Raw genomic sequence first — 21099 nt, 5'->3', positions numbered from 1 at the left:
AATTTATGTTGGAGGATTACTATGGGGATTTTAGTGGATAATGTATCCAAACACTACGGATCTTTCCGTGCTGTTGATGAGGTGAGTTTAGAAATTAAAACAGGCTCATTGGTAGCACTGTTAGGTCCGTCTGGATCGGGAAAATCTACCTTACTGCGCATGATTGCTGGGTTAGAAACTCTTGATTCAGGACAAATATGGTTGGTGGGTGAAAATGCCACTCATCGCTCGGTGCAGGAACGCCATATTGGTTTTGTGTTTCAGCACTACGCTTTGTTTAAGCACTTGACAATCCGCGAAAACGTAGGTTTTGGCATGTCAATCCGTAAGATACCCAAGCAGAAAATTAGGGAGCGTGCGGATGAACTTCTGGAGTTAGTGCAGTTAGGAGGGCTTGGCGATCGCTATCCTTCTCAACTCTCTGGAGGGCAAAGACAAAGGGTAGCATTGGCAAGAGCGCTGGCTGTTCAACCACAGATTCTACTCCTAGATGAACCCTTTGGTGCGTTAGATGCTAAGGTTCGTAAAGAGTTAAGACTATGGTTGCGACGCCTGCATGAAGAAGTACATGTCACAACTGTAATCGTTACTCACGACCAAGAGGAAGCGATGGAAGTTGCCGACCAAATTGTGGTCATGAATAAAGGTCGGGTAGAGCAAGTTGGTACTTCATCAGAGATCTATGATAAACCCGCAACACCATTTGTGATGAGCTTTGTTGGTCCGGTGAATGTTCTACCCAGTCACGCTGGCATTATACCAGATAGGGGAGGTTCTGTTGCACCGAACAACCAAGTCTTTTTACGCCCCCATGACGTTGTGATTCAAAAACAAGCCAGCGATTTGGCTACACCCGCCAAAGTAGATCGAATTATTAACTTGGGTTGGGAAATTCGCGTTGAATTAGCTCTCAAGTCTGGGGAGAGAGTTAATGCTTACCTCAGCCGGGATCAATTTAATCAACTCGACATTGAGGTGAATGAGCGTGTCTATATTACATCTAAGCAGGCAAAGATTTTCCCCGCTGCATACGCTAATGTAAATTGAGTACGAGCATCCTTGCCTGCCTCAAATAAAAGCAGGTACCCGATGCCTGCTTCCACAAGAAGTAATTGCTTAGGTTCGTAGTGAGCGCTTAAGCGCTTACTACAAACAGGAATTAATTTTTATTTCTCAAAAGTGATTAAAGAGGACTAATAGTCAAATATTGATCAAAGTTCTGATGTTGCCAATTTCATAACCGAGATTGGCAAAGTCTTTCTTGTAACGCGCCAAAGTCGTTCTCAATTCTTCAAGGACATCTTCGTCTTCATTCTTGAGAATCAAGCCGTACTTAATGCCATTTAAGACACTGAAGATATAAAGCTGATTTGTTGCTTCTAAACTATTCGGCGCGATCGCTGGATCATTTTCACTCCCAAAACTACCATTACGTAATGCTAGTGAACTTTTATTAACTCAGTTTGGACAAAATCTTTTCTAGATTCTTGGGTCGATAGTCCTTGCGACTTTTTAAACGGTAAATGGCGCTTTCATGAAGATCTTCAATGACATCGCCCACCTCACGAAACTTAATTCCTGCTAATTTAAAGAATCCAACATCGTTCTTAAAGTCACATTCATAATTGGGATTGATGCCTGTCGGAATCACGCTTGTATCGAAGTCAAGCCCCAATCCCAAATCACTCATAGAATCAATCATCCACTTTAAGGCAGCATCTGATAACCCACTGTGTTCTTTGGTTCCGCCACCAACGCAGCCGTGTTCACCAGGAAACCACTTTTGAATCACTCGCTGATTTTCAGCTTCAGGATGCTTGTTCATGGGAGTGACATTAAAGACTTCGCGAATTTCGTCGATCGCCACAGCGTGTAATGCGTTCTGAACACACTTGTTTACAGTAGTGTCATGGAATCTATACCGCTTATTAAGCTGTTCGTGAAACTTGCTGAAAGCAGGCATTCCAGGGATACCCAAAGCTCCGACAGTATCGAAACAACCGAGTAAGGTGATTGGGACACGCTCTCCGTATTTATCACGATATTTGACTGCTGTAGGATCTTTTGGCTTAACATCTCGGTTACGGTAAAGCTCGTAAGCTTCATGTGTTTGAGTGACATGAGGGCGTTCGAGCAAACCAGAGCAATAAATCATCCCTGCTAGACTTCTAACTGTATACGCACCACGACTAAAGCCGAACAGATAGATTTCATCACCAGGAACATAGTTAAGACTCAGAAATCGGTAACAATCTTCTATATTTCTATCGATTCCTAGTCCGGTAGCTCCGCCTAAAACTTTATAACTCTCAGTGCCAATGCCCTCGTCATAAAACACGATCTGTGTAACCCCATCACTAGCGATCGGTTTGACAGATTGAGCCAGCTTAACTACGTTGCTTGGGTAAGCACTCGTTAACTGTTGCCACGTGCCATCACAACAAATAACAAGACGTTTCATAGTTTGATCTCAAAGCCTTTGATAAATGGAATTAATTGTTATGCAAATTTAGAGGTGGATTCGACAAAAGAGTACGCTAATTGAAGCATTTCACGATTATTCTCATCATAAATATACCAATTTGTATTTTACCTGAGTAAATTTACGTAAAAAATAATCTCCGTAACCTTTCGCTATCGATGTTTTATTGCACTCTTAGCTCTCATCTCTGTTCAGATAAAATGTAATATATAATACTTTATAAATCCAAATATACTATTTAACAACTATAGACATAGACGTGAAAAATAATGTAGAGACGTTCCATGGAACGTCTCTACAAGGATTCTTAATTATGTAAAACTTAACGGAGTAGTAGGAAATATTTAGTAAACACAAACAATAAGTGTACTAAATCATTTGTTGCAATTCTTCAATTGTAGAGGCGGCGATCGCACTACGCAAAATCGCTTTCAAGTTTTCTAAATCCGAAATAGGCGAGATTTGTGACATCAGTTGTAAGCCATCACTACCAAATTTCATCTCCAGAGTCATTTCAATATTCGATAGCATTTGCTCACGTCTTCCACGTTCCTCACCTCTGCTCTCGCCACGTATTTCCCCTTCTTGTAGAATTCCTGATACCAAGGAGACTCACGTAATACTGTCATATCCCACCTCATGATTTGTTGGACTAATGCACTATGTATTACAAACGTAGCAAAAAATGCTAAGACTGTTTCTAATTGGTTCAATTGTTCATCTGCTTGCAATATCCGTAATGCTTCCCGAATTTTCGATTCGTCTTCACCACCCTTAAGAATTGGCACAAATGGAAGTAATGACGGTAAAGGTTGTTCAAAGGCGATGTTAACATCAACTTCCCATAGGTTAATGACACGGTAATCTTGCCGTGCTTGTAACCCAGCAACATTGGACTCGTATCGCGTGGGAATTTGTGTATCACTCGTTTTGAGGATATTAATCAGTACAGGATAAGTTGGTAATTGATATTTTTCTTCTGCCAGTGCGGCATAGGCACGCATCCTTCTGGGCATTTGGGATTTATAGCGCAATTGTAATTCATTGAGTACAAGAAATTTGCCGTGTTCTTGACTCTTAACCCGGATGAGTACATCGCTTTCTCTACTAATCCACTGGAACTCTGAGTTGAGGATTTAGCCTGCAACAACATCAGGGATTTGTGTTACCCATTTTACCCAATTGTCGGGTGCGAGGCTAATTAAACGTTTGGTGCTGACATCGGCAGGTTTTGGCATGGGGAATGTAGTTGTACTTACGCAGTGTTACTTATGATACATGAGATAGCGCTGAAATCGAATCTTGTGTTCGGGTACTTTGTTGAAACAACTCTAGGGAGTGCGATCGTCAAAACCTGGGAATGTGAAAGTTGAGTAAACTACATCTGCAATCTTTTCTGTCCCCGCTCAGGGGAAGTGGTTTGGAAAGTAACAAATTCTAAAGAAAGGGAGAAAAACCTTGAGTTTCCGTCCCCGCTCAGGGGAAGTGGTTTGGAAAGATCACACAACAAAGCTGAGGATGTAATATGTCTTCGTTTCCGTCCCCGCTCAGGGGAAGTGGTTTGGAAAGTGGAGATTCTCATGAAATTTTCTACACTTTTCTCGTTTCCGTCCCCGCTCAGGGGAAGTGGTTTGGAAAGCTAATTAATAAAGCCAGGTTTTGACTTATCGAGACCTGGTGTTTCCGTCCCCGCTCAGGGGAAGTGGTTTGGAAAGTACCAAGATTACCCTGGCGCCCAGTTTGACTGGGAAGAATTGTTTCCGTCCCCGCTCAGGGGAAGTGGTTTGGAAAGTTGTACTAGAGGAAAGTCATTTGGCGATTCACTCGTGGTTTCCGTCCCCGCTCAGGGGAAGTGGTTTGGAAAGTTGACCCATACGCTTTACGCACCTGCGGTAGTACGGGCTGGTTTCCGTCCCCGCTCAGGGGAAGTGGTTTGGAAAGCAGTTATGCCAAGCTCCTCGCGGTAAAACATTAGAGTGTTTCCGTCCCCGCTCAGGGGAAGTGGTTTGGAAAGTTCCGTGAGGGTCAAGGAGAAAAAGTGTACTACTCGTTTCCGTCCCCGCTCAGGGGAAGTGGTTTGGAAAGGTCGCAATGCAGGAAAACCTCCAACCTGCAACTTGCGAAGTTTCCGTCCCCGCTCAGGGGAAGTGGTTTGGAAAGTAGGCTCCAACGATTTAACTCAATTGACACTTGGTCAAGTTTCCGTCCCCGCTTAGGGGAAGTGGTTTGGAAAGGAGAATTCTTGTTACTGGAGCAACTGGAACTGTAGGAAGGTTTCCGTCCCCGCTCAGGGGAAGTGGTTTGGAAAGAGGCAGTAATTTCTGGAGCCGCCTGTTGGGTGGTTGAGTTTCCGTCCCCGCTCAGGGGAAGTGGTTTGGAAAGGCTCTCAGCTCATTCGACACCAGTAGTAGCTCTGCAGACGTTTCCGTCCCCGCTCAGGGGAAGTGGTTTGGAAAGCCCATAGAGGAACGCTTACCAGATTGGACGCGGCGAGTTTCCGTCCCCGCTCAGGGGAAGTGGTTTGGAAAGCATCGACAAGAGGCGCATTTCCGTACATTCGAGAGGAGTTTCCGTCCCCGCTCAGGGGAAGTGGTTTGGAAAGCGGCAATTAGAGATCTCGACCGATCCGTAATTAACGTTTCCGTCCCCGCTCAGGGGAAGTGGTTTGGAAAGAGTTCGCTCAGGGAGCCTTACTGGGAGCGGGTTTCAGGCGTCAAATCGACACACCTTTTTTCAATTATCAATAAGCGCAAAATTATTGACAATCAACTCTTTCCTTTTAGCTTAAAAGCCTTGCTACAAGAGCAATCGACACAGGTCAACGAAATAATGCGGTTTTCAAGGTTTTGTAGAGGTGTGTCGATGATTTTTTCGACTAAATACAGAGTAATACGTAATTTGCCCTATTGTCAATGAATGTGTAAGATTCTTTACAATATTGGAGATTTGATCGCCAACTTTTACAGCTAAGTGAATAGTGATCGCTGCAGGCTATTTTTGTAGACAGTTTCGCTCAGATAGAACGGGTTGATAGCCTTTGCCCATAACCCATACTATCGCTTGTTATGCTCAGTACACATTTAGTTAGGGCTTGCTGAAAAAGTAAGAAAAACCCAATAGAAGAGTTGATCGGTTATTCAAGCAAGAGTCTTAGATAATTTTTAGTTATCGATAATTAAAAAATCATCATTATAAATGATTAAATAGAGAGAAAAAGGTGTGATTTTTAAAAATTGACATAAAAAGATAGAAAAACCCGCAATAAGCCGGCGGTAAGATTCATTACTAAAAAAGTAATAGCAATTGCAGTTTCAGACGTATGAGCAAGTTTCGTCATCACTCTATCCAGGCTAAATCTTCTTTTAGCTTGCCCAAATTTTCCCTCGATAGAATTACGAATCTTCTCGTCTTCTTTGTCTTGTTTCTTTTTTTCTTTACTAATATTAGCTGGAGGTCTTCCCAGAGGAGGTCCACTGATTCTAATACCTCTTTCTTTGCACCAAGCCCGATTTTCTCTTGTGCGATAAATTTTATCAACATGAACGGATTCTGGATAATAACCAGTGTAGTTTTTATATGCTTCTATTTGTGTTTTTAAATCTCCTGATTCATTAAAGTTATCCCAACTTATCTGGTCTAAAAACACATATCCATCAAAGTAACTGGCTGACAATTTTGCTCCAAATTCAACGTTTTTCCTGGCTTTTCCTCGTACTATTGGACGAATATGGGGTTGGTTTAAACTAACAATACGGTCATCAATACTCTGTTTTTTATTCTCATATAGCCATAGTTGTTGACGATAGACTTCTGTAGCTACCAATAACATCCTATATTGTCTTTTACTCAAACTTTCAAGTGTTGCTCCTGAGCCGATTATCTGCTCAATATAAAATAAGTTTCTTCTAATATATTGGAGTTGTTTTTTAATAGCTTTTCTTCTTTCTTTTTGTGATACACGTCGTTTCTTTGTCACTTCCAGGTAATCCTTTCTGGCCCTTTCTCGATAGGTTCTTGGTTTTTTATCTAATTGCCCCTTTAGCTGTTCATAAAGAGAGTCTATAATTTGTTCTGTCTGCTTTCTCGCGCTTATTTAATAGCTCTAAATCTGTCGGATAGCTAATATCACGCTTGCCACAAGTTGCATCTATTATTAGTTTTCCGCGATTTTTAGGTGGTTCATCCTCTTTTTCTGGTTTTTCTGGTTCTTGTGTTTTTTTTTCATTTGGTTGAGCAGATGTTGCTTCTAGCATCTTCTTTACCATTCTTTGATTTACTTTGTGTACTAGGTCTGCACTCATTCTTTCTCGAAAATGTACGCTCCATTGATGCGTCAAATGGAGCATCATTACTATAAGACGACATCCCTATAAAATACTGTAGATAAGGATTCTCTTTGATTTGCTCTACTGTTTCCCTATCACTTAGACCTAGTTTTTCTTTGATTATTAATGCCCCTAAAGCCATCTGGAATGATTTAGCCGGGGCTCCCATTTTTTCATCAAAACATGATGCATATTCCTCTTCAAATTCTGACCATGGTATTATTGATGCCATGACAACCCAACGATTATCTTCTAATAATTTTCCTTCAAAAGGAAGTTGAAAGTTTTCCGGTGGAATTGATGCTTGCTCTTGTTTTCTGTACATAGTAGCTAATTACACTAATAGTACGTAGGAAAAATGGTAATGCAAGGGTTTTTAGTGATTTTCTCATTTTTTCTTGCACTTAACAAGATTTGTAAGGTTTCATAGTCCTTACGGTGCTACCTTTTTCTACTTTCTCAGCAAGCCCTAGTTAATTTTTTGACTAATAGCAAGTTGAACCAGATAAGTGCTTTGCGGCAAGATCGATAGCACCTTGATCTGAAGGAAATAGTTAAAACAGTAACCAATGCAGGCGCGATCGCTGCTGCACAAATCTATTAATGAGATTTTCAGGTAATAATGATACCAAATACCACTTACTATCCTGCTCACATAGACCTACCTATAGATATTTTGTACGATGCGATCGCAGGCGATGCAATTTCCCCTTTTGCAGCAGCCAAGATAGATTTATTCAATTGGTGGATAATTGATGTTGTTCCTTCAGCGTATTGTCTCAAGCTTCCATCTAATTTATATCGACGAACATCCGTATTTCCAAGTATAAGTTAGCATTTCCTCAAAAACTATTATAGAAGTAGCTATTTCTGCTCTGTCCGCTGCGCCGGGTTGTTAGCTGGCTTTGCAGGAGGAGTTAGGCTTACAAAGTGCCTGCCACTTTGTTCCTGTCTTTTTCGCCAATCCGCACAGATTGCCCTTATATCGTAATTGAACGCCTTTGCATGTTCCTCACGAATTCGATGAAGTTCTTCTACAATTTCGTCTTCCCACATAATTCACTCTCCCATAAGTTCATAAGGTGTACAGATGATTGGCAAAGTGTATCCAAAATCTAAGCAAATTTTCAATAGCTTCTTTTGAATCTGAGCGTTGGCAATATGTTTACAGTTCCACGTTAACAGGTAATCGAGATTGTTAACAGTGGCTAGTGCGATATGAATTGCACACGTCAGAGGCTTTGGCTGGGAGATTACTTTTCCGCATAAACTGAGCGGCTAAGTTTTCCACAGCTTCAGTTACTTCAAGCAGTGGAAACCCCCGAACTACAGCCAGACGTTGAGCAGCTATCTCTGAATCTCCTTGAGATGCTTCATCTAGAACGACTTGTGAGATATAAAGAGTAAAAAGGTTTCGACGGAATTCCCACCATTCTCAAGTCATCTCAATATTTCCAGCAGTTATTAGATTTCTAGTTGCTTGGGCAGTGAGATAACCGAGAATGCTAGTTTCGATATAAACAGTTTCACTCATGCTAAACACTAAATCGTCCTGACAAATGTACCACTAACTGCATAAGCAGCTTGTTATTGAATTTCCAAGTCGTCCACCCGTCACCCTGGGTAGGTTTTTCAGAAATCTAAGAATTAGAGGAGGTAGCGCTCGCTTCGGAGTTTTACTAAATACAATTACAAACACATTTAACACTTTTAATACTCCCATCTTCTTTAAGCGCAGTAATTTTCACTTTCACTACCTGTCCTTCTTTCAGAGAATCTGCTTTTTTCGGCTCTTTCTCCGTAAGTTTGATTGTCCCCAATATCTCATAAGTCACCTTAATGCCCTTAATCCCAAGTACAGTAGCATCTAAAGTTTGGTCAAGAGCAAAGTTACGCGACTGAATAACAGAAGCAATTTCTGCTTGACGTTCGGAACCCTGTTCCAGTTGCGACTCTCTTTTTGGTAGAGAGGTAGAAGGTAAAGTAATATCCTCAATCGGAGCAGCATCTTTGTAGTAGCGCATTAAACGCGCAGCCCATCCCAAAATTTGCAGCATGGTTTGGGCATTAGCTTCACTTTGTAGATATTGACTGCAAGTTCTCTCAATACTGCGGTAGTATCCAGGAGTTTTACCGCTGTGTCCAATTTGTCTATCGTTACTGACCAGAGTTTTTAAGTATTTGAAGAATTTTGCACCTGCATTAGGTTGATTGATAGAGGCGCGAAGATAAGCGATCGCCTTCCCCAATTCATTCACATCTGTATTATCTTTGACTAAAGTCAGTGCGATCGCATGAGCTATTTGCCATTGAGCTTCTGTTAGAGATTCAGTAGTCAGCATCAGTACATTCCTTCTGGGGGTTCGCGATCAGTTGGGTAACGCAGTACAACAGCTAATTCCTGTAATTGCGCAGTTTGAATCAGCCGAGAATGAGCCGCTTGAACTTGTTTGCGGACAAATTGTTGCAATTCATGTCCATTCAGGCGATCACTTGGGGGGATGTAAGCAGAATAGCGATCACGCAAATCTTTGGCATTTTGCAGTACTTGTGCTTCTGTCACCTCCACCGTCATTGTTCCCATCCCAATTGGTTTACCACCACCCACCTTAAGAGCAATAGGATATTTTGGATCTTGTCCTAATACAATTAACAGAGTACCAAGTTCCTCTGGTTTCAAATTCCTAAAGTGTAACTCAGTTGTAAAGGTGTACTCCTTTGCAGCTTGCTGAACTGTAATGCCTTGATTTTGACCTTTATCAATTGCCCGAATCGTGTGATAATAAAACTTGCGTCCTGCTACTTTACCTCTTGTATTAAAATAGGCTTGGCGTTCCTCAGGACGAGGGCGATATAAAGACGGCATAAATCCCGTACTGAAACCTGTATTCTTACACTTAGCATCATTAAAATCAATCAATCCTTGCCAATCCAAAGCACCAAAGACTCGGCTAGCTGGACAAAGATCTGTTTTGTTTTTGCAAGGTAAGCGTTCTGGGGGTATGTTTGCTTTATACTTTGATGTAATAACTGCTAAAGTACTGTTAGTTATTGCTTCATACACAGAGCGAATGCAGCCTTTGAGGGAACTGCCTTGAATGGAGAGTTTTTGGTCAATTCCCTGTGTCATTGTTTTAATCAGAGGCACACGACTACCAATGTCGCTACCCATAACACTTACGCCGGTGGAAACGTGCAAAGAAGTTTGAACTTTTAGGGTGAGAAACAAAGTTCCATGCAAGCGATTATTATCGTATTTATGATGTCCAGCCGGAGGCTGTAAAAGAGGACGTTCTTGAGGAAAAGGAATCAACTCATAAGGTTTAGGCGCAGCTGTTCCATCCGAAAAGTCACGAGAACGAGGCGGTGATTGTGGAGTAGGTTTTTGCGGTTTTCGAGGCGGAGTAGTAGTCATTTTTCCTTCACAGTAAGAGCGATAAAATGTACTGTTGCAGTCTTTGCGTCTTTGAAATATCGCTGACTTATATGGATGTCTTCAGGGTTGATATCTTCATCACTTAACCCCTTGAATGTAAAACCATTGGGAAATTTAGTCTCGTTTTTATAAAAGTAGGCATTGAAATCGCATATTTCCCAATTACTACTACAATCTTTCTTTATCCCTTCTAAATTAACTTCTTTTATACTTAGAAGTAAGACATCGTAGCCAGACTTTTGTTTTTTCCAGCGTAGTTCGTGATCGGCATTAAACATTTGCCCTTCAGGAGTGGCAAATTCTTCTGGCAATTTCCTACAGATACCGCTGACTGCATGAGCAGAACGCAAAAAGTAATAACTAGGCTCAATTGCTAATTTCTCAAGCAAGCTTTTCAGTTCATCTAATGATGCATTTTTCTGAGAATATACAAACCCACTCATGCTGCTGCACCTCTCAAAACTTCACTCCAAGCACGAACTGCTCTTGTAAACAAATCCGGTACGCCTGCTTCACCATCACCTTGCCAATTTAGCTTAACGCCAAAACCCAAATCCATTGCTTCAGCACGAATGGGAGTAGGTTGGCGATCAGGTTTAGGAAAGCCGTATTTTTTTGCTTCTCCATCTGATAAAAACTCTCCCGCTCCTAGCAATAAAGTCCAATCCCATTCTCCTAAATTTCCTAATTGGCGAATTTTTCGAGTTTCTGCATCTAACACACAACTAGGGTATTGTACAGTAGCAGAGTTAAATTTTACTGCAACTGTACCCAAACCGCGAGATTTAGCAAAACCAAGACCAAACCAACCATCATTTAAATCGCGTAGTACCAAACCAATTAAACCTAGCTGCGCCAAAGTAAAGTTTTTGAGATGAATTTTAGTGCTAAATTCACCAGAGGTACAAACTTGATAGTTAAAGGGACCAACGGCAACAGAACCAAATACACGATCAATAGCTACCCCATTACGTTCCTCAAGTTTAATTTGCTTAGGGTCAACGGGATAAGCATCTTCAACTCGAATACGACTGGCAATAGCAATATTACCAAACATCTGGTCAGTAAAAGATGATTTTTTGTATATGTCAGCAGCTTCTAAATCCTTTAAATACTCATACTTATCATTTAAAGGGTCATTAGCCCAAGGAATTTTAGAATTATTAGGATTACTATCTCTTCCTACAGTGCGGACAATTCTTTCTGCGTGGGCGCGAATAGCACCTTTAAGCCCACTTCCTGGTAAATAGATTGAGCGTCCCCCTGCATGGTACGTCTCGACGAATTCCATATCTGGCTTGGTGGGATCAGCACCTTCTTTACCAGATTTGATCAGAATTGGTCCATCGGGTATTAAGGTTAAGTCAATAGTGCAATGGTTGACAAATCGTTTGTGCATGGTTTTATGAGAAAAATATTTGGTTTTAACTGCTCTTGTTTTGTTTAGAGAAGATTTAAGAATGAACCGCCGAGGCGCAGAGAACGCAGAGGAAGATTAAGCAGTTACTAGATTATTTAGCTGCAATTCACACTGTTGAAAAACATAATTGACAGCAGCGAAGAGTTTATCTAGCTCATAAATGGTGTAAGGAGCGTTATCTTTGGTAAATACTTCTGCTTCCAGCTTACCAAATTGCCAGCGATCGCCATTAGAGACAATGCCATATATAGTTATTGGCAGTTCTGCATTCAGTCTTTGTGCTGCAATCATTTCTGCCAGACATTGCGCCCAACCTGCTTCAAAGTTATCCTGCTTGGCTTCGACTAAAATGAAGTAGGGTTTGTCAAAGACAACTTTCCCCAATGGAGAACGTTTAGCCAAGATATATTCAGGATAACCTGATAATGGCTCATTATAAGTGAGAAACTGATGGCTCCATAAAATAAACTTGCTGCTGTAGCGCTTCCAAACTTCCTTTAAAACAGGGTAGATCAAGTTTTCACAAATAGCATATTCTGAGTTATCAACAACTCCTTCCCGCATTACAGTTTGCAAATCTTCTCTAAAGTAATCTGAGACATCAAACTCAGCTTCGCTCATGAAATTTGCTTCAAGATATTTAACCTGAAATTCTTTCAAAACTTCGCCTACAGTTTTGTAGCTACTAAAAGCCATATCACTATCCTCAATGAATTTACACCATAGAACTATAATGTTTTTGCTTGAATCTTATCTTTTTTCCCTCAATACTAGGAAACTTTATAGATCGGTGTAATCCCCTTGCGGGGAAGAGAGATGGGAGATTAATTAAACTAATCATCTAGCATCTCACGGATTAATGTATCCGTCTCCCTATGGAGTTATTCTGGCAACAGTACTTGACTGTTAGTCAGTATATGACGGATGTTTGTTTCCGTCCCCTCACGGGGATTTTACAAATTATCATCTAATATCTGTTTAATTTGCTGTAAATTTTGAAAAGAGTTTGTTACTTTTAATTTATTCTTAGTGTAATATACCTTCGCACTAGTAGTTATACCTTCAAGATATCTGGCTTTACGACTCTCTTTTTCTAAATCTTTATACACTTTACGTAAATGAGAATTACGTAGTTTGTCGGCAAGGTCGTAAACATATTGCCGACGAGAATCGTGGGGCGAATGTCCTGGATATTCCTGCTCTATATTAGACCCTTCAACACAAGCATAGTGTTCTACCAAGTGCAACGCAGCATAAAAGCACATAGTAACTGCCCAATCTGGATAACTCTTTTCCACACTTCGTGCTGCTTGTTCATTACTTTTAGCTTGCTCAAGGTAGTAATCACAGGTCATAGATCATTTTTGTTTCAAAACTTGGCGCTTAGGTAATCAATGTACAACTAATTTGAGAGGGGGGCTTGACCAAGCACGTTGTTTGTCGTTAGAATCTGCTATTACCTTAGTCGCCTCTGGAAATCGATATACTACTTGAGCATCAAAATACCATTTTTCCCTACTAACATCTCTTAAGTTCCATTCATAGTCAATCACTAAATCTTGTACGAGATTCCAGGCTTCATCTGATAACTCAGTTCCTGACGGCAACTCTAGTTCAAAATCAATATGATGAAGATCGGGAAGTCTTGGGGCTACAGCCCATACCCTTTTTACATCAGCTACTTTAGCTAACTTGTTTACCAATTCTCGTACTTTATGAATTACATCAATACTTGGTAAATTCTTCCATTTCATCAAGTTTAAGGAAGAAGATGTACGAACTTCTTTCCAAGTGGTATCTGTTGTATATATTGGTGATGAACGCTTCTCTGTTGAATTCCTGCTCATTCTTCTTCCTTTAAAAATTCATTTATACTATCTCTTAAGAAGGTAGCTTGTCGTCGAGTAAACGCAAAGTTACCTATCGGATGTACTGGTGATGCTGACTGTTGCTCATTGCTCTCAAATGGGCTTTCAGATAGCATTCCTGCTATTAAAATTCCATCTTCACTAATTGCTATGCGTACACCAGTAACTAAGTACACTTTATCCTGACTTTGCTCACTCATGATTAATTTGCTCTTTCACGTTTATTTTCTTTTGTTTGTGAAAGGGAGAGGGAAAATGCAGTAGGCACGGCACTCATTTTCGCAATCTCCCTTATTTTAAGGCAAGCCCTACCTAAAGTAGAACTAGCCTATATACCTAATCGTATCTACTATCAGCTGCCTACACTTTAAAGAGCGTAGTCTTTGACAGTTGAATGATTAGCTGAGTACCTTGAATTAGAGGTGTAATTTGATACTTAGTGAAAGAACAATACTGCTTTTGCAAAGATTGAGAAGGCGTCGATACAGAATATAAGTCTAGTACTGTGAAGTTTGACCTTAATTCATTCATAATGAGTGATTTTTTTCTAAACTCTATTGTAATTATACTGACTCTGCTGTGGTTTGCGGAGAAATTTTATTATTCAGATGCTCAATAAGTTTTCGTACCCATTCGTCTTTGTAGTCCCTAGCATCTTCATAAGCTGTTTCATCTTCCATAACTAATTTCCTGAGGTATTCCAGTAGAAACTGCGGGTTGTCTTCTACATCAATCCATCGCATCTTGTCAATTTCTAAGCGAACAACACCCAAGCCACGCGATCGCCCTCCTCCCAAAGGAATTTGCTCTGTCTCAAATTGGTGCAACCCAATCATTAATAAGCCTAGTTCCCAATCTTCGGCATTTTCCACAACAGCTTTAAAGTAAAAGGGTGTTCCTGCGGGAACTACCTGATAATCATAAAGCTTACCGTCAGCAGCAGTTTCAGTATCCCGGTTAATTGCGACACCGTCTCTTTCTTGGTACTGTCCAAACCAAAATTCTGGAACAACCGTTAAATCTCGCACTTGGAATTTACTAGCAAGCCAGGGAGAACCGAATAAACAAGAAACTAAGTCTGTTTTTGCGAGAATCTTTTGTGTCAGTAACTCGTCAAGCTTAAAAACTTTGTATGGATCTTCTTCTAACTCTTTTTCAGTATCCTCTTTTAGCTGATCAATACCTTCTTTAATAATTACCCCTTGTTCATTTTTAATGGTTTTAGATAGAATAGACCACTCTGCTTCTATAGCCGGGTTAGCAGCAAAATCTGGGTTGATAGCGCGTAGGAAGCTTTCCAGACGCGATCGCAATGCTCCTTTGAAACTTGACCCTGGTATCAAAGGTCTACCAAAAGCATCTTTTGTGACTGGTAAATCAGAACCAATTGCCTCAGTCGAGCGACCAGAGCTAATGCGTAATGCTGTTACTGTTGTCAAAATTCCTATTAGTTCCAGACGATTTTTGAAGATATCAAACATAACCTTATTTCATCACATTAGTAATTTAGTGCTTAGCTTCTTGAATACGTAGGGTTTTGCATTTCTTTGCTTAAAATATCAGGTAACCGACTTAATTCATTGCCTGAAATTACCATAACTCTATTATTTTTAGCCTGATTTTTAAACTCTTCAGATACTGTAATTTGACTGGTAATGAATAATTTTACACAATAGTTACCACCTAACTTTTGAGCTTTAGCTCCAAGGACAGACAAATCATTTGAACTATAATTACCTGTCTTACATTCACAAATCATGGCATTAGCACTATTCAAAGAGAATACATCTATTTCACCCCTATAATTATCTAGTTCAACACCCATTTCTACAGAATCAAAACTACACTGCTTTGCTGAATAATATACAAACAACTCTAACCAATCTCCAGCTATAAAAGCATAATTCTCTCTTTCTCTAATTTGAAAATAGATTTCATTATTATAATTTTGATAATTATGAATTATTAAACTTTGTTCTAAATTCTTAAAAATCTCTTGCAATTGACTTTGTAAAATTCCTTCTCTAGTAAATTCTTGTTCTTGAAAGTTAAAACCTTTTGGTACTGCAATATTATCAGCATTTTTTGCTTTGCGACGAATCACAGAAAAAGCTTTGCTGACAGTATCGTAATATTCTGCACAGTACTTTGCTATTCCCTCTAAAAAAGAATTTGTACATCCAGATTTCTTTTTGAAGATGCTTAGTCCACACATAGCAATATAGTTTTCAACACTCAAGCGTTTATTGAAAGAACGTGGTTTCTCTCCAAAAATTAAGGGAATAATTTCTGATTGGTGAGTATTTACACTAAAAATCATCACATCTTTATATTTTTCTCGAACATAGCTATAAACTGAAAATGCCATAGTTTGAGGAACACCTGTCAGATTTACATACTTCAAATTTTTCACATCATGACAAAGTTCACTAACGGCTTTATATACATCATCAAACCTGCTTGGCTCAACGCTTTTCACATCGGTTTCATCACAAAGCAAATCTTTTTGTTCTTGCTTTAAAACAGTTTCTATACTTCTCTGAAAATTCGGATACTGCTCACCCTCGCAAAGCAAGAACTTTACTCTGTTAACTTCTTCAATAAATTGAAGGGCACCAGCAATTGCTGGAACTGCACTACGTCCTCCAATCAAAACTAACATTGTACTTTCTGACATATGTGAATACCTCAATCAAATTATTTAATATTTTCCTTCTTTTAAGTACTTGAGATAGCGTGCACCATAGCCTAAATAACGGCGAATCAGTTCTAACCAAATAGGTTTGAAGTTAGTATGAGAACATTCAGCAATTATTTGAGCAGTTTTCTTAATGTTACCATCAATATCTTGAACAATTTTCTCTGCCAGAGATTCTTGACCTCTCCCCCATTTTTTATCTCTACCAACTTGATAAAAAAGAAAGTTTTTAATGACTTCTGCACTATCTGTGGTATCAGCCACACGTACTAAATTACGAAATTGAGACTCTTCCAAATCACCATATTTTGCTTTATCTAAAGCATCTTGAATCCATATCACTAAATCATCTTCAGCTTGACGAATTCCTTTTTGGACTTCTAACTCTATTCTCTGTTCTGGCAAGAAACTCATACAGGAAACTCTCTAAATACAAGATGAAAATCATTACAAACTAGCACTTGCCCGAAGCCTTCGCAAGTCCGATCGCCTACACCTGTTAATTCCAATTGAGCTAAAGCTTCATACCATTTATCAGGTTCAGTAGTACTAAATAAATATACAGATCCTTTTCTAGTCACTAATTCCACATCTTTCATCAATCCCCAAGCAGCATTCCAACCAGAACGGTAATCATAGCTGCTGTAAACAGCTTCGAGTGTTACGGGTGCTTCAACACCCGTAAACTGTTGTAACATGGTAGCAGAAATTACAGTAGTGCGTCGCCATTGTTCAGTTAAAATAGCATCAGCTTGTAAATCTAAGGTAAAAAAGGTTCGATTATCGGGCGATTCTTTAATAGGAGAACCAAAAATGTTATTCCATTCCTGCCAACGTTTTTGCAATGTCTGAGTAAATTTTGTGACTTTATCCTCTACATTTGGTTGAACATCTTTGGGCTGTATTACCTTAATTTCCACTTTTCCCAATCCTCGTGAAGTCGAACCACCCAAGCGGAAGTCTTGATGACGGGCATGAATAAATTGCCATAAAGAATCTGCTAAAGTATCTGTAACTACAATTGCTGAATTGTAAATTACGGGTTTCGGCTTTTCACCTTTGAACTTAGATTCATTCAGCACTTCAATACTGTAGAGTATTTCTTCCTCAGCCGTTGCCCGTCGTCGATTGATACCTACCCTTGTTAACAGTCGTTTATTAGCCTCCTGCTTGTAGGCTCTCTCGTATATGAGGTAATAAGCAAGGCTTATGAACCACAGATCAAGCTTTCCAGCTTCTACAAGTTGGTTATTTTGTAGCTTATAATACCATTTACACCAGAAAACTAGGAAAGCCTTATTGACTTGGCTATAGAAACTAATGCCAGGAGTGTCAACTCTTTCTCCATCAGTTGGGCAGTTTGGATCGTAAGGATAACCGTAACCTTCGGCACAAAAGCGATCAATTAAAGTATCAAAAACACCGTTATTCTTAGGCTTAAAACCAGGTTTAGTCTTAGAACTTAGTGCAGTAGCAGGTAATACTTTAATTTCTTCGACTCTTTGTCGAGAAACTATCTCATCATTAATTTCTAGGGTAGCAGGATAGGCGTGTTGAAAAATTGCAGGTTCATCACCCAAAAATAAAGCCTGAAAGTCCCCGCCATTTTCTGCGAGATTGGTTGACAGATGACCAGATTGCTGTAATATTTGAGCAGCAAATGCTCCACGAATCACGGTTCCTGGAATATAATCCTCAACCTCACTCACTGAACCACCTGGTTTTTGCCGTGCGATCGCCAGAGGAGACAAAGCCTTAATTTGCAGTTGAATACGTTTCACTTTACCCCTCCTTTTCCCAAAAACTGCCAGACCTTATCATCAACTTCAATTTTTGGTAATTCCCAATGTAACCATCCCAAACCAGCCGACTTACTTCCTCCCAGTGCATGAATATGTTGCAAACCAGCCCAAATCAATGCAGGAGCATAATCTGGTTGTTCGGGTTTGAGGCTTGGTTGAATGAGAATGCTACCTTCAAACTTTAGTTGAGCATTTACTGGAGAAGTTTCGAGAAAGTAGAGTTTTTTCTCCTCTGCAATACGTCGTCGGCGATTAATTGTTACACCCGGACGCAAAACTTCTGGTAAGTTATCTGGATTTTCTGTGTAAATTAAGTCCTCAACTATTACTCGTGAAGGTAAAACAGGATCGCCAAAAATCTGACTAATTAAACAGTGATATGTTTCGTTATATCCTGGTAATTCGTATTCACTTCGTCGAAATTTAATAGGTGCATTTGCTCTACGAATCACCATTTTTTCCGCACTAGGAGACTCAGAAATAGCCCATCCCAAAGCCCTAGCTATTTTTTCGCACTCATGACGCAGACGCCCTTTAAATTGAGAAGCAGGAATAAGCAAATTTCCTTCTGAGTTACGGACAATTGGTTTGTCAGCCAGTACTCCAGAAGCACCACCCGCACCCACACATAAGGCAGTATCAATTACTGCTGTAATTCTAATAGTATCAACTGAATTCGGATTCGATAGTGCTTGCAGAGAAATCATGCATCTACCTCCAAGGATGAAATCGGTACAGCATCAGATAATTGAATAAAATCGTACAAATCCACTATTTCACGCCAGATAGTTTCATATGCAGGAGCTTCTGTATCATGTGGATCGAGCTTGCCTGAATCATACATCCAAGGGGCAATTTTACCTTCATTAGTCTTTGCTTTACACCAAGCATCTTCAAACTGTTTTTTTAGTAGTTCTGCCTTATCGCTTTTAAGTCTGGAGCGGAAATAAAGATAATTGAGAATAGCTGTACGCTTACCTGATTCTAGGAAGCTACGAATTTGGTAGAGTTGCGATTTAGGAAAATTAACTTCTTTCAAAGCTTGAACTACTTGGAGCAATCCTCCCAATTCATGTAGAGTATAAGGAGCAGCGTATAGCCTCAGTTTTGCACCACACTCTTTTGTTAATGCCTGTTCACGAAATTCTTTGATATTAGATGAAATCATAGTAACAGATTTCATTGTTAAAAAATCTACTGTGCCGCCACTATAACCAACATTTTTAAGCTTTTTACCACGTTTCTTCGCTGACTTGAGTAACTGTTCAAAGAGCTTCTGTGCATAGTAAATGGGAGTGTTGTAAGCAGTAATCAATACCCCACTAGATGTACTCAACTCACATTGAGAAGGTTCTGTATTTTGCCAAGAGTAGCGATGACACTTACTCAAGTCTATTGGTTTTTCCGATGATTTAACCCGATAATCTCTTTTAATTTCAACATTTTTACCTTGTATATTTACAAAAGAAACTTGTTTAAGAAGGATTTGCTCAAACTGTTCGCCAATCATCTTGGCAATTTCTAATGCCCTATCGGCTGGCACAATCAAGATAATGTCATCTCCACCAATGGTGAGGATTTCAAAGGGATGAATCAGATCGCCATTTTTGTTGGTTGATTCTGATTTTTTAATATTTGTTAATACACGCGGATGAAGATTATCTGCCAAAGCTTGATAAACCGCATATTCTGTGGCTAGGCTAACATCATAACTAAATTCTTGATAATCTTTAGCAGTAAGTATATATTTTTGAATATAACCACCTATATTGTTGCCATCAGCATATATATAGGCAATAAAGCCGTTACTAACATTGCCAATCTCTGTTAAAGATTGAGGAATCTTAACTTTATCAAGTTGGTAACTACCGCAGTATTTATGACGCTGTTCAGAGTTTTCGCTCAAAAATTCCTCAAATTTGTCAACCCAACCTTCAATGATTCCTGAATCCCACTCTAGCCCAATATCTTTATACCATTGAGGTGGCACTGATAGTCCGGTTTTCGCTCTACCACCAACTCGTCTTTTCCGTGCAGAAGTTTCAGAAAAATAAGGTTCTCCTGGAAGTTGGTTTGCTTTAGTAATAGTGCTTCGTTGCTCTCCTTCATCTCGTTTTATGTAAGGATGGGTTTCAAACATCGGTGGATAACGGCGAGTGGGACGATTTTCAAAGTCATTTCCACTGCGCCGCTGATTGAAAAGAATTGCTAATTTCGTACTTAATTCGTTAAAAGACTTACGATTTTTAAAATGCTCAAGTAGCTCGGATTCATTTTTTATTATACCATAATAAGCCTCTACCAGTGGTTCTTTATATTTTTGTCGATACTTTTCTATCCAAAATGTTTCCTCAATATTATCTGGCAGCAAACCAAAACGAGTTTCTAGCAGTCTAAATGTATATCCAACTGCACAAGAGTTAGCTGTTAAAGTCTCATGAGTGTAGCGCTTTTCAATCGCATTAGCTAAGACATTTACAAAAGCAGCAGGACAAAAAGCTAAAATGTTTCCGCCAGTTGAGTAGATAATTAGTTCTGGAATCAAAGCTTCTAAAATATTTTTGTGTTCAGCAGAAACGTTTTGAGTCAGCCAGTTTCTTATCTTAATACATTGTGCATTGTAATTATGTTTAGACTCAGGTTTTTTGTTGAAAAATGCGGGTAAATCAACTAAGTTAATTCGGTCTAAAAGTGCTGAGCCACCCCTAATATCTGGAAGTTTGGCTTCTTCAAATACATATTGCTTAATCTTGGTTGCACCACCATACACTAAGCCTATCTTGGAGTTCCAAAGAATGGGGTGCTTTTCTTTTTCAGTGGGGTGCTTTTCTTCGGTTAACTGTTTTAGCTCATCTAATGTTTCTGGAAATGAGAGAGTTTCTAATCGCTTGGCTTCCTCAACTAGTGTTCGCACCTCTTCTGGAACCTCTCCCCCATTATTCAAAGCCTGTCGCATCTGCTGCAACACAGTTAAATCAGACTGAGGTTGGCTTCCTTCGCCCCAAGCAAGACACCAGGCGATCGCTGTTGTAATTGAATTTGAATTAATTACCATATTTCCCAATGCA

Annotated in this window: 18 protein-coding genes, 2 pseudogenes and 1 CRISPR repeat array; of the genes and pseudogenes, 2 read left to right on the top strand and 18 right to left on the bottom strand. The window is 39.7% G+C overall.

Annotation, left to right across the window (positions count from 1 at the left end):
* Positions 1-21: 21 nt before the first annotated feature.
* Positions 22-1047, top strand: coding sequence for a sulfate/molybdate ABC transporter ATP-binding protein (locus ICL16_RS26065; RefSeq protein WP_190833816.1), 1026 nt, complete (start codon positions 22-24; stop codon positions 1045-1047).
* A 406-nt stretch (positions 1048-1453) separates the two neighbouring features.
* Here ICL16_RS26065 and ICL16_RS26060 read toward each other — a convergent pair whose 3' ends face one another.
* From ICL16_RS26060 to ICL16_RS26050, 3 genes and pseudogenes are all read right to left on the bottom strand, one after another.
* Complete coding sequence (locus tag ICL16_RS26060) at positions 1454-2461, bottom strand: DUF2235 domain-containing protein (RefSeq protein ID WP_190833813.1); 1008 nt, start codon at positions 2459-2461, stop codon at positions 1454-1456.
* Positions 2462-2851: 390 nt separating this feature from the next.
* Positions 2852-3720 (bottom strand): annotated as a pseudogene (locus tag ICL16_RS26055) (Rpn family recombination-promoting nuclease/putative transposase).
* A 154-nt stretch (positions 3721-3874) separates the two neighbouring features.
* Positions 3875-5155: direct repeats of the CRISPR family, unit length 36 nt; unit sequence GTTTCCGTCCCCGCTCAGGGGAAGTGGTTTGGAAAG.
* Between the two features lie 556 nt (positions 5156-5711).
* Positions 5712-7132: pseudogene (locus ICL16_RS26050) on the bottom strand (transposase); the annotation flags it as partial.
* Between the two features lie 297 nt (positions 7133-7429).
* Here ICL16_RS26050 and ICL16_RS26045 point away from each other — a divergent pair.
* Positions 7430-7642 carry a hypothetical protein gene (locus ICL16_RS26045; protein ID WP_190833812.1) on the top strand — a complete coding sequence of 71 codons (213 nt, stop codon included), beginning with the start codon at positions 7430-7432 and terminating at the stop codon, positions 7640-7642.
* A gap of 29 nt (positions 7643-7671) precedes the next feature.
* Here ICL16_RS26045 and ICL16_RS26040 read toward each other — a convergent pair whose 3' ends face one another.
* From ICL16_RS26040 to cas10, 15 genes are all read right to left on the bottom strand, one after another.
* Complete coding sequence (locus tag ICL16_RS26040; RefSeq protein WP_190833810.1) at positions 7672-7863, bottom strand: hypothetical protein; 192 nt, start codon at positions 7861-7863, stop codon at positions 7672-7674.
* A 623-nt stretch (positions 7864-8486) separates the two neighbouring features.
* On the bottom strand, positions 8487-9149 hold the full coding sequence (locus ICL16_RS26030) for a hypothetical protein (protein ID WP_190833808.1): 663 nt from the start codon (positions 9147-9149) through the stop codon (positions 8487-8489).
* Positions 9149-10222: an RAMP superfamily CRISPR-associated protein gene (locus ICL16_RS26025; RefSeq protein WP_190833805.1), complete on the bottom strand. Its 1074-nt coding sequence runs from the start codon at positions 10220-10222 to the stop codon at positions 9149-9151. The genes ICL16_RS26030 and ICL16_RS26025 overlap by 1 nt, the downstream gene beginning before the upstream one ends.
* Positions 10219-10686 carry a hypothetical protein gene (locus ICL16_RS26020; protein ID WP_190833803.1) on the bottom strand — a complete coding sequence of 156 codons (468 nt, stop codon included), beginning with the start codon at positions 10684-10686 and terminating at the stop codon, positions 10219-10221. Before ICL16_RS26020 ends, ICL16_RS26025 begins: the two co-directional genes overlap by 4 nt.
* Positions 10683-11642: an RAMP superfamily CRISPR-associated protein gene (locus ICL16_RS26015; RefSeq protein WP_190833801.1), complete on the bottom strand. Its 960-nt coding sequence runs from the start codon at positions 11640-11642 to the stop codon at positions 10683-10685. The genes ICL16_RS26020 and ICL16_RS26015 overlap by 4 nt, the downstream gene beginning before the upstream one ends.
* A 96-nt stretch (positions 11643-11738) precedes the next feature.
* Complete coding sequence (locus tag ICL16_RS26010) at positions 11739-12359, bottom strand: hypothetical protein (protein WP_190833799.1); 621 nt, start codon at positions 12357-12359, stop codon at positions 11739-11741.
* Positions 12360-12616: 257 nt separating this feature from the next.
* Complete coding sequence (locus ICL16_RS26005; RefSeq protein ID WP_190833797.1) at positions 12617-13018, bottom strand: hypothetical protein; 402 nt, start codon at positions 13016-13018, stop codon at positions 12617-12619.
* Between the two features lie 36 nt (positions 13019-13054).
* The gene (locus ICL16_RS26000) at positions 13055-13510 is read right to left on the bottom strand and encodes a hypothetical protein (protein ID WP_190833795.1); all 456 of its coding nucleotides are present in this window, start codon (positions 13508-13510) and stop codon (positions 13055-13057) included.
* Positions 13507-13731 carry a hypothetical protein gene (locus ICL16_RS25995; RefSeq protein ID WP_190833793.1) on the bottom strand — a complete coding sequence of 75 codons (225 nt, stop codon included), beginning with the start codon at positions 13729-13731 and terminating at the stop codon, positions 13507-13509. Before ICL16_RS25995 ends, ICL16_RS26000 begins: the two co-directional genes overlap by 4 nt.
* A 363-nt stretch (positions 13732-14094) precedes the next feature.
* Positions 14095-15012 carry a type III CRISPR-associated RAMP protein Csx7 gene (csx7, locus tag ICL16_RS25990; protein WP_190833790.1) on the bottom strand — a complete coding sequence of 306 codons (918 nt, stop codon included), beginning with the start codon at positions 15010-15012 and terminating at the stop codon, positions 14095-14097.
* 32 nt (positions 15013-15044) lie between these two features.
* Positions 15045-16208: a Card1-like endonuclease domain-containing protein gene (locus ICL16_RS25985; protein WP_190833788.1), complete on the bottom strand. Its 1164-nt coding sequence runs from the start codon at positions 16206-16208 to the stop codon at positions 15045-15047.
* 24 nt (positions 16209-16232) lie between these two features.
* On the bottom strand, positions 16233-16643 hold the full coding sequence (locus tag ICL16_RS25980; RefSeq protein ID WP_190833786.1) for a hypothetical protein: 411 nt from the start codon (positions 16641-16643) through the stop codon (positions 16233-16235).
* Complete coding sequence (gene csx10 / locus ICL16_RS25975) at positions 16640-18010, bottom strand: type III-D CRISPR-associated RAMP protein Csx10 (protein ID WP_190833784.1); 1371 nt, start codon at positions 18008-18010, stop codon at positions 16640-16642. Before csx10 ends, ICL16_RS25980 begins: the two co-directional genes overlap by 4 nt.
* Entirely contained in the window at positions 18007-18738 is a 732-nt protein-coding gene (locus ICL16_RS25970) for an RAMP superfamily CRISPR-associated protein (protein ID WP_190833782.1), read from the bottom strand. The genes csx10 and ICL16_RS25970 overlap by 4 nt, the downstream gene beginning before the upstream one ends.
* Complete coding sequence (cas10, locus tag ICL16_RS25965; protein ID WP_190833780.1) at positions 18735-21086, bottom strand: type III-B CRISPR-associated protein Cas10/Cmr2; 2352 nt, start codon at positions 21084-21086, stop codon at positions 18735-18737. The genes ICL16_RS25970 and cas10 overlap by 4 nt, the downstream gene beginning before the upstream one ends.
* Positions 21087-21099: the final 13 nt, after the last annotated feature.

The sequence above is a fragment of the Iningainema tapete BLCC-T55 genome (genome assembly GCF_014698965.1).
Taxonomy (GTDB): Bacteria; Cyanobacteriota; Cyanobacteriia; order Cyanobacteriales; family Nostocaceae; genus Iningainema; species Iningainema tapete.
Note: the sequence above shows the minus strand (reverse complement) of the source record. Positions and strands in the feature narration are given on the sequence as shown.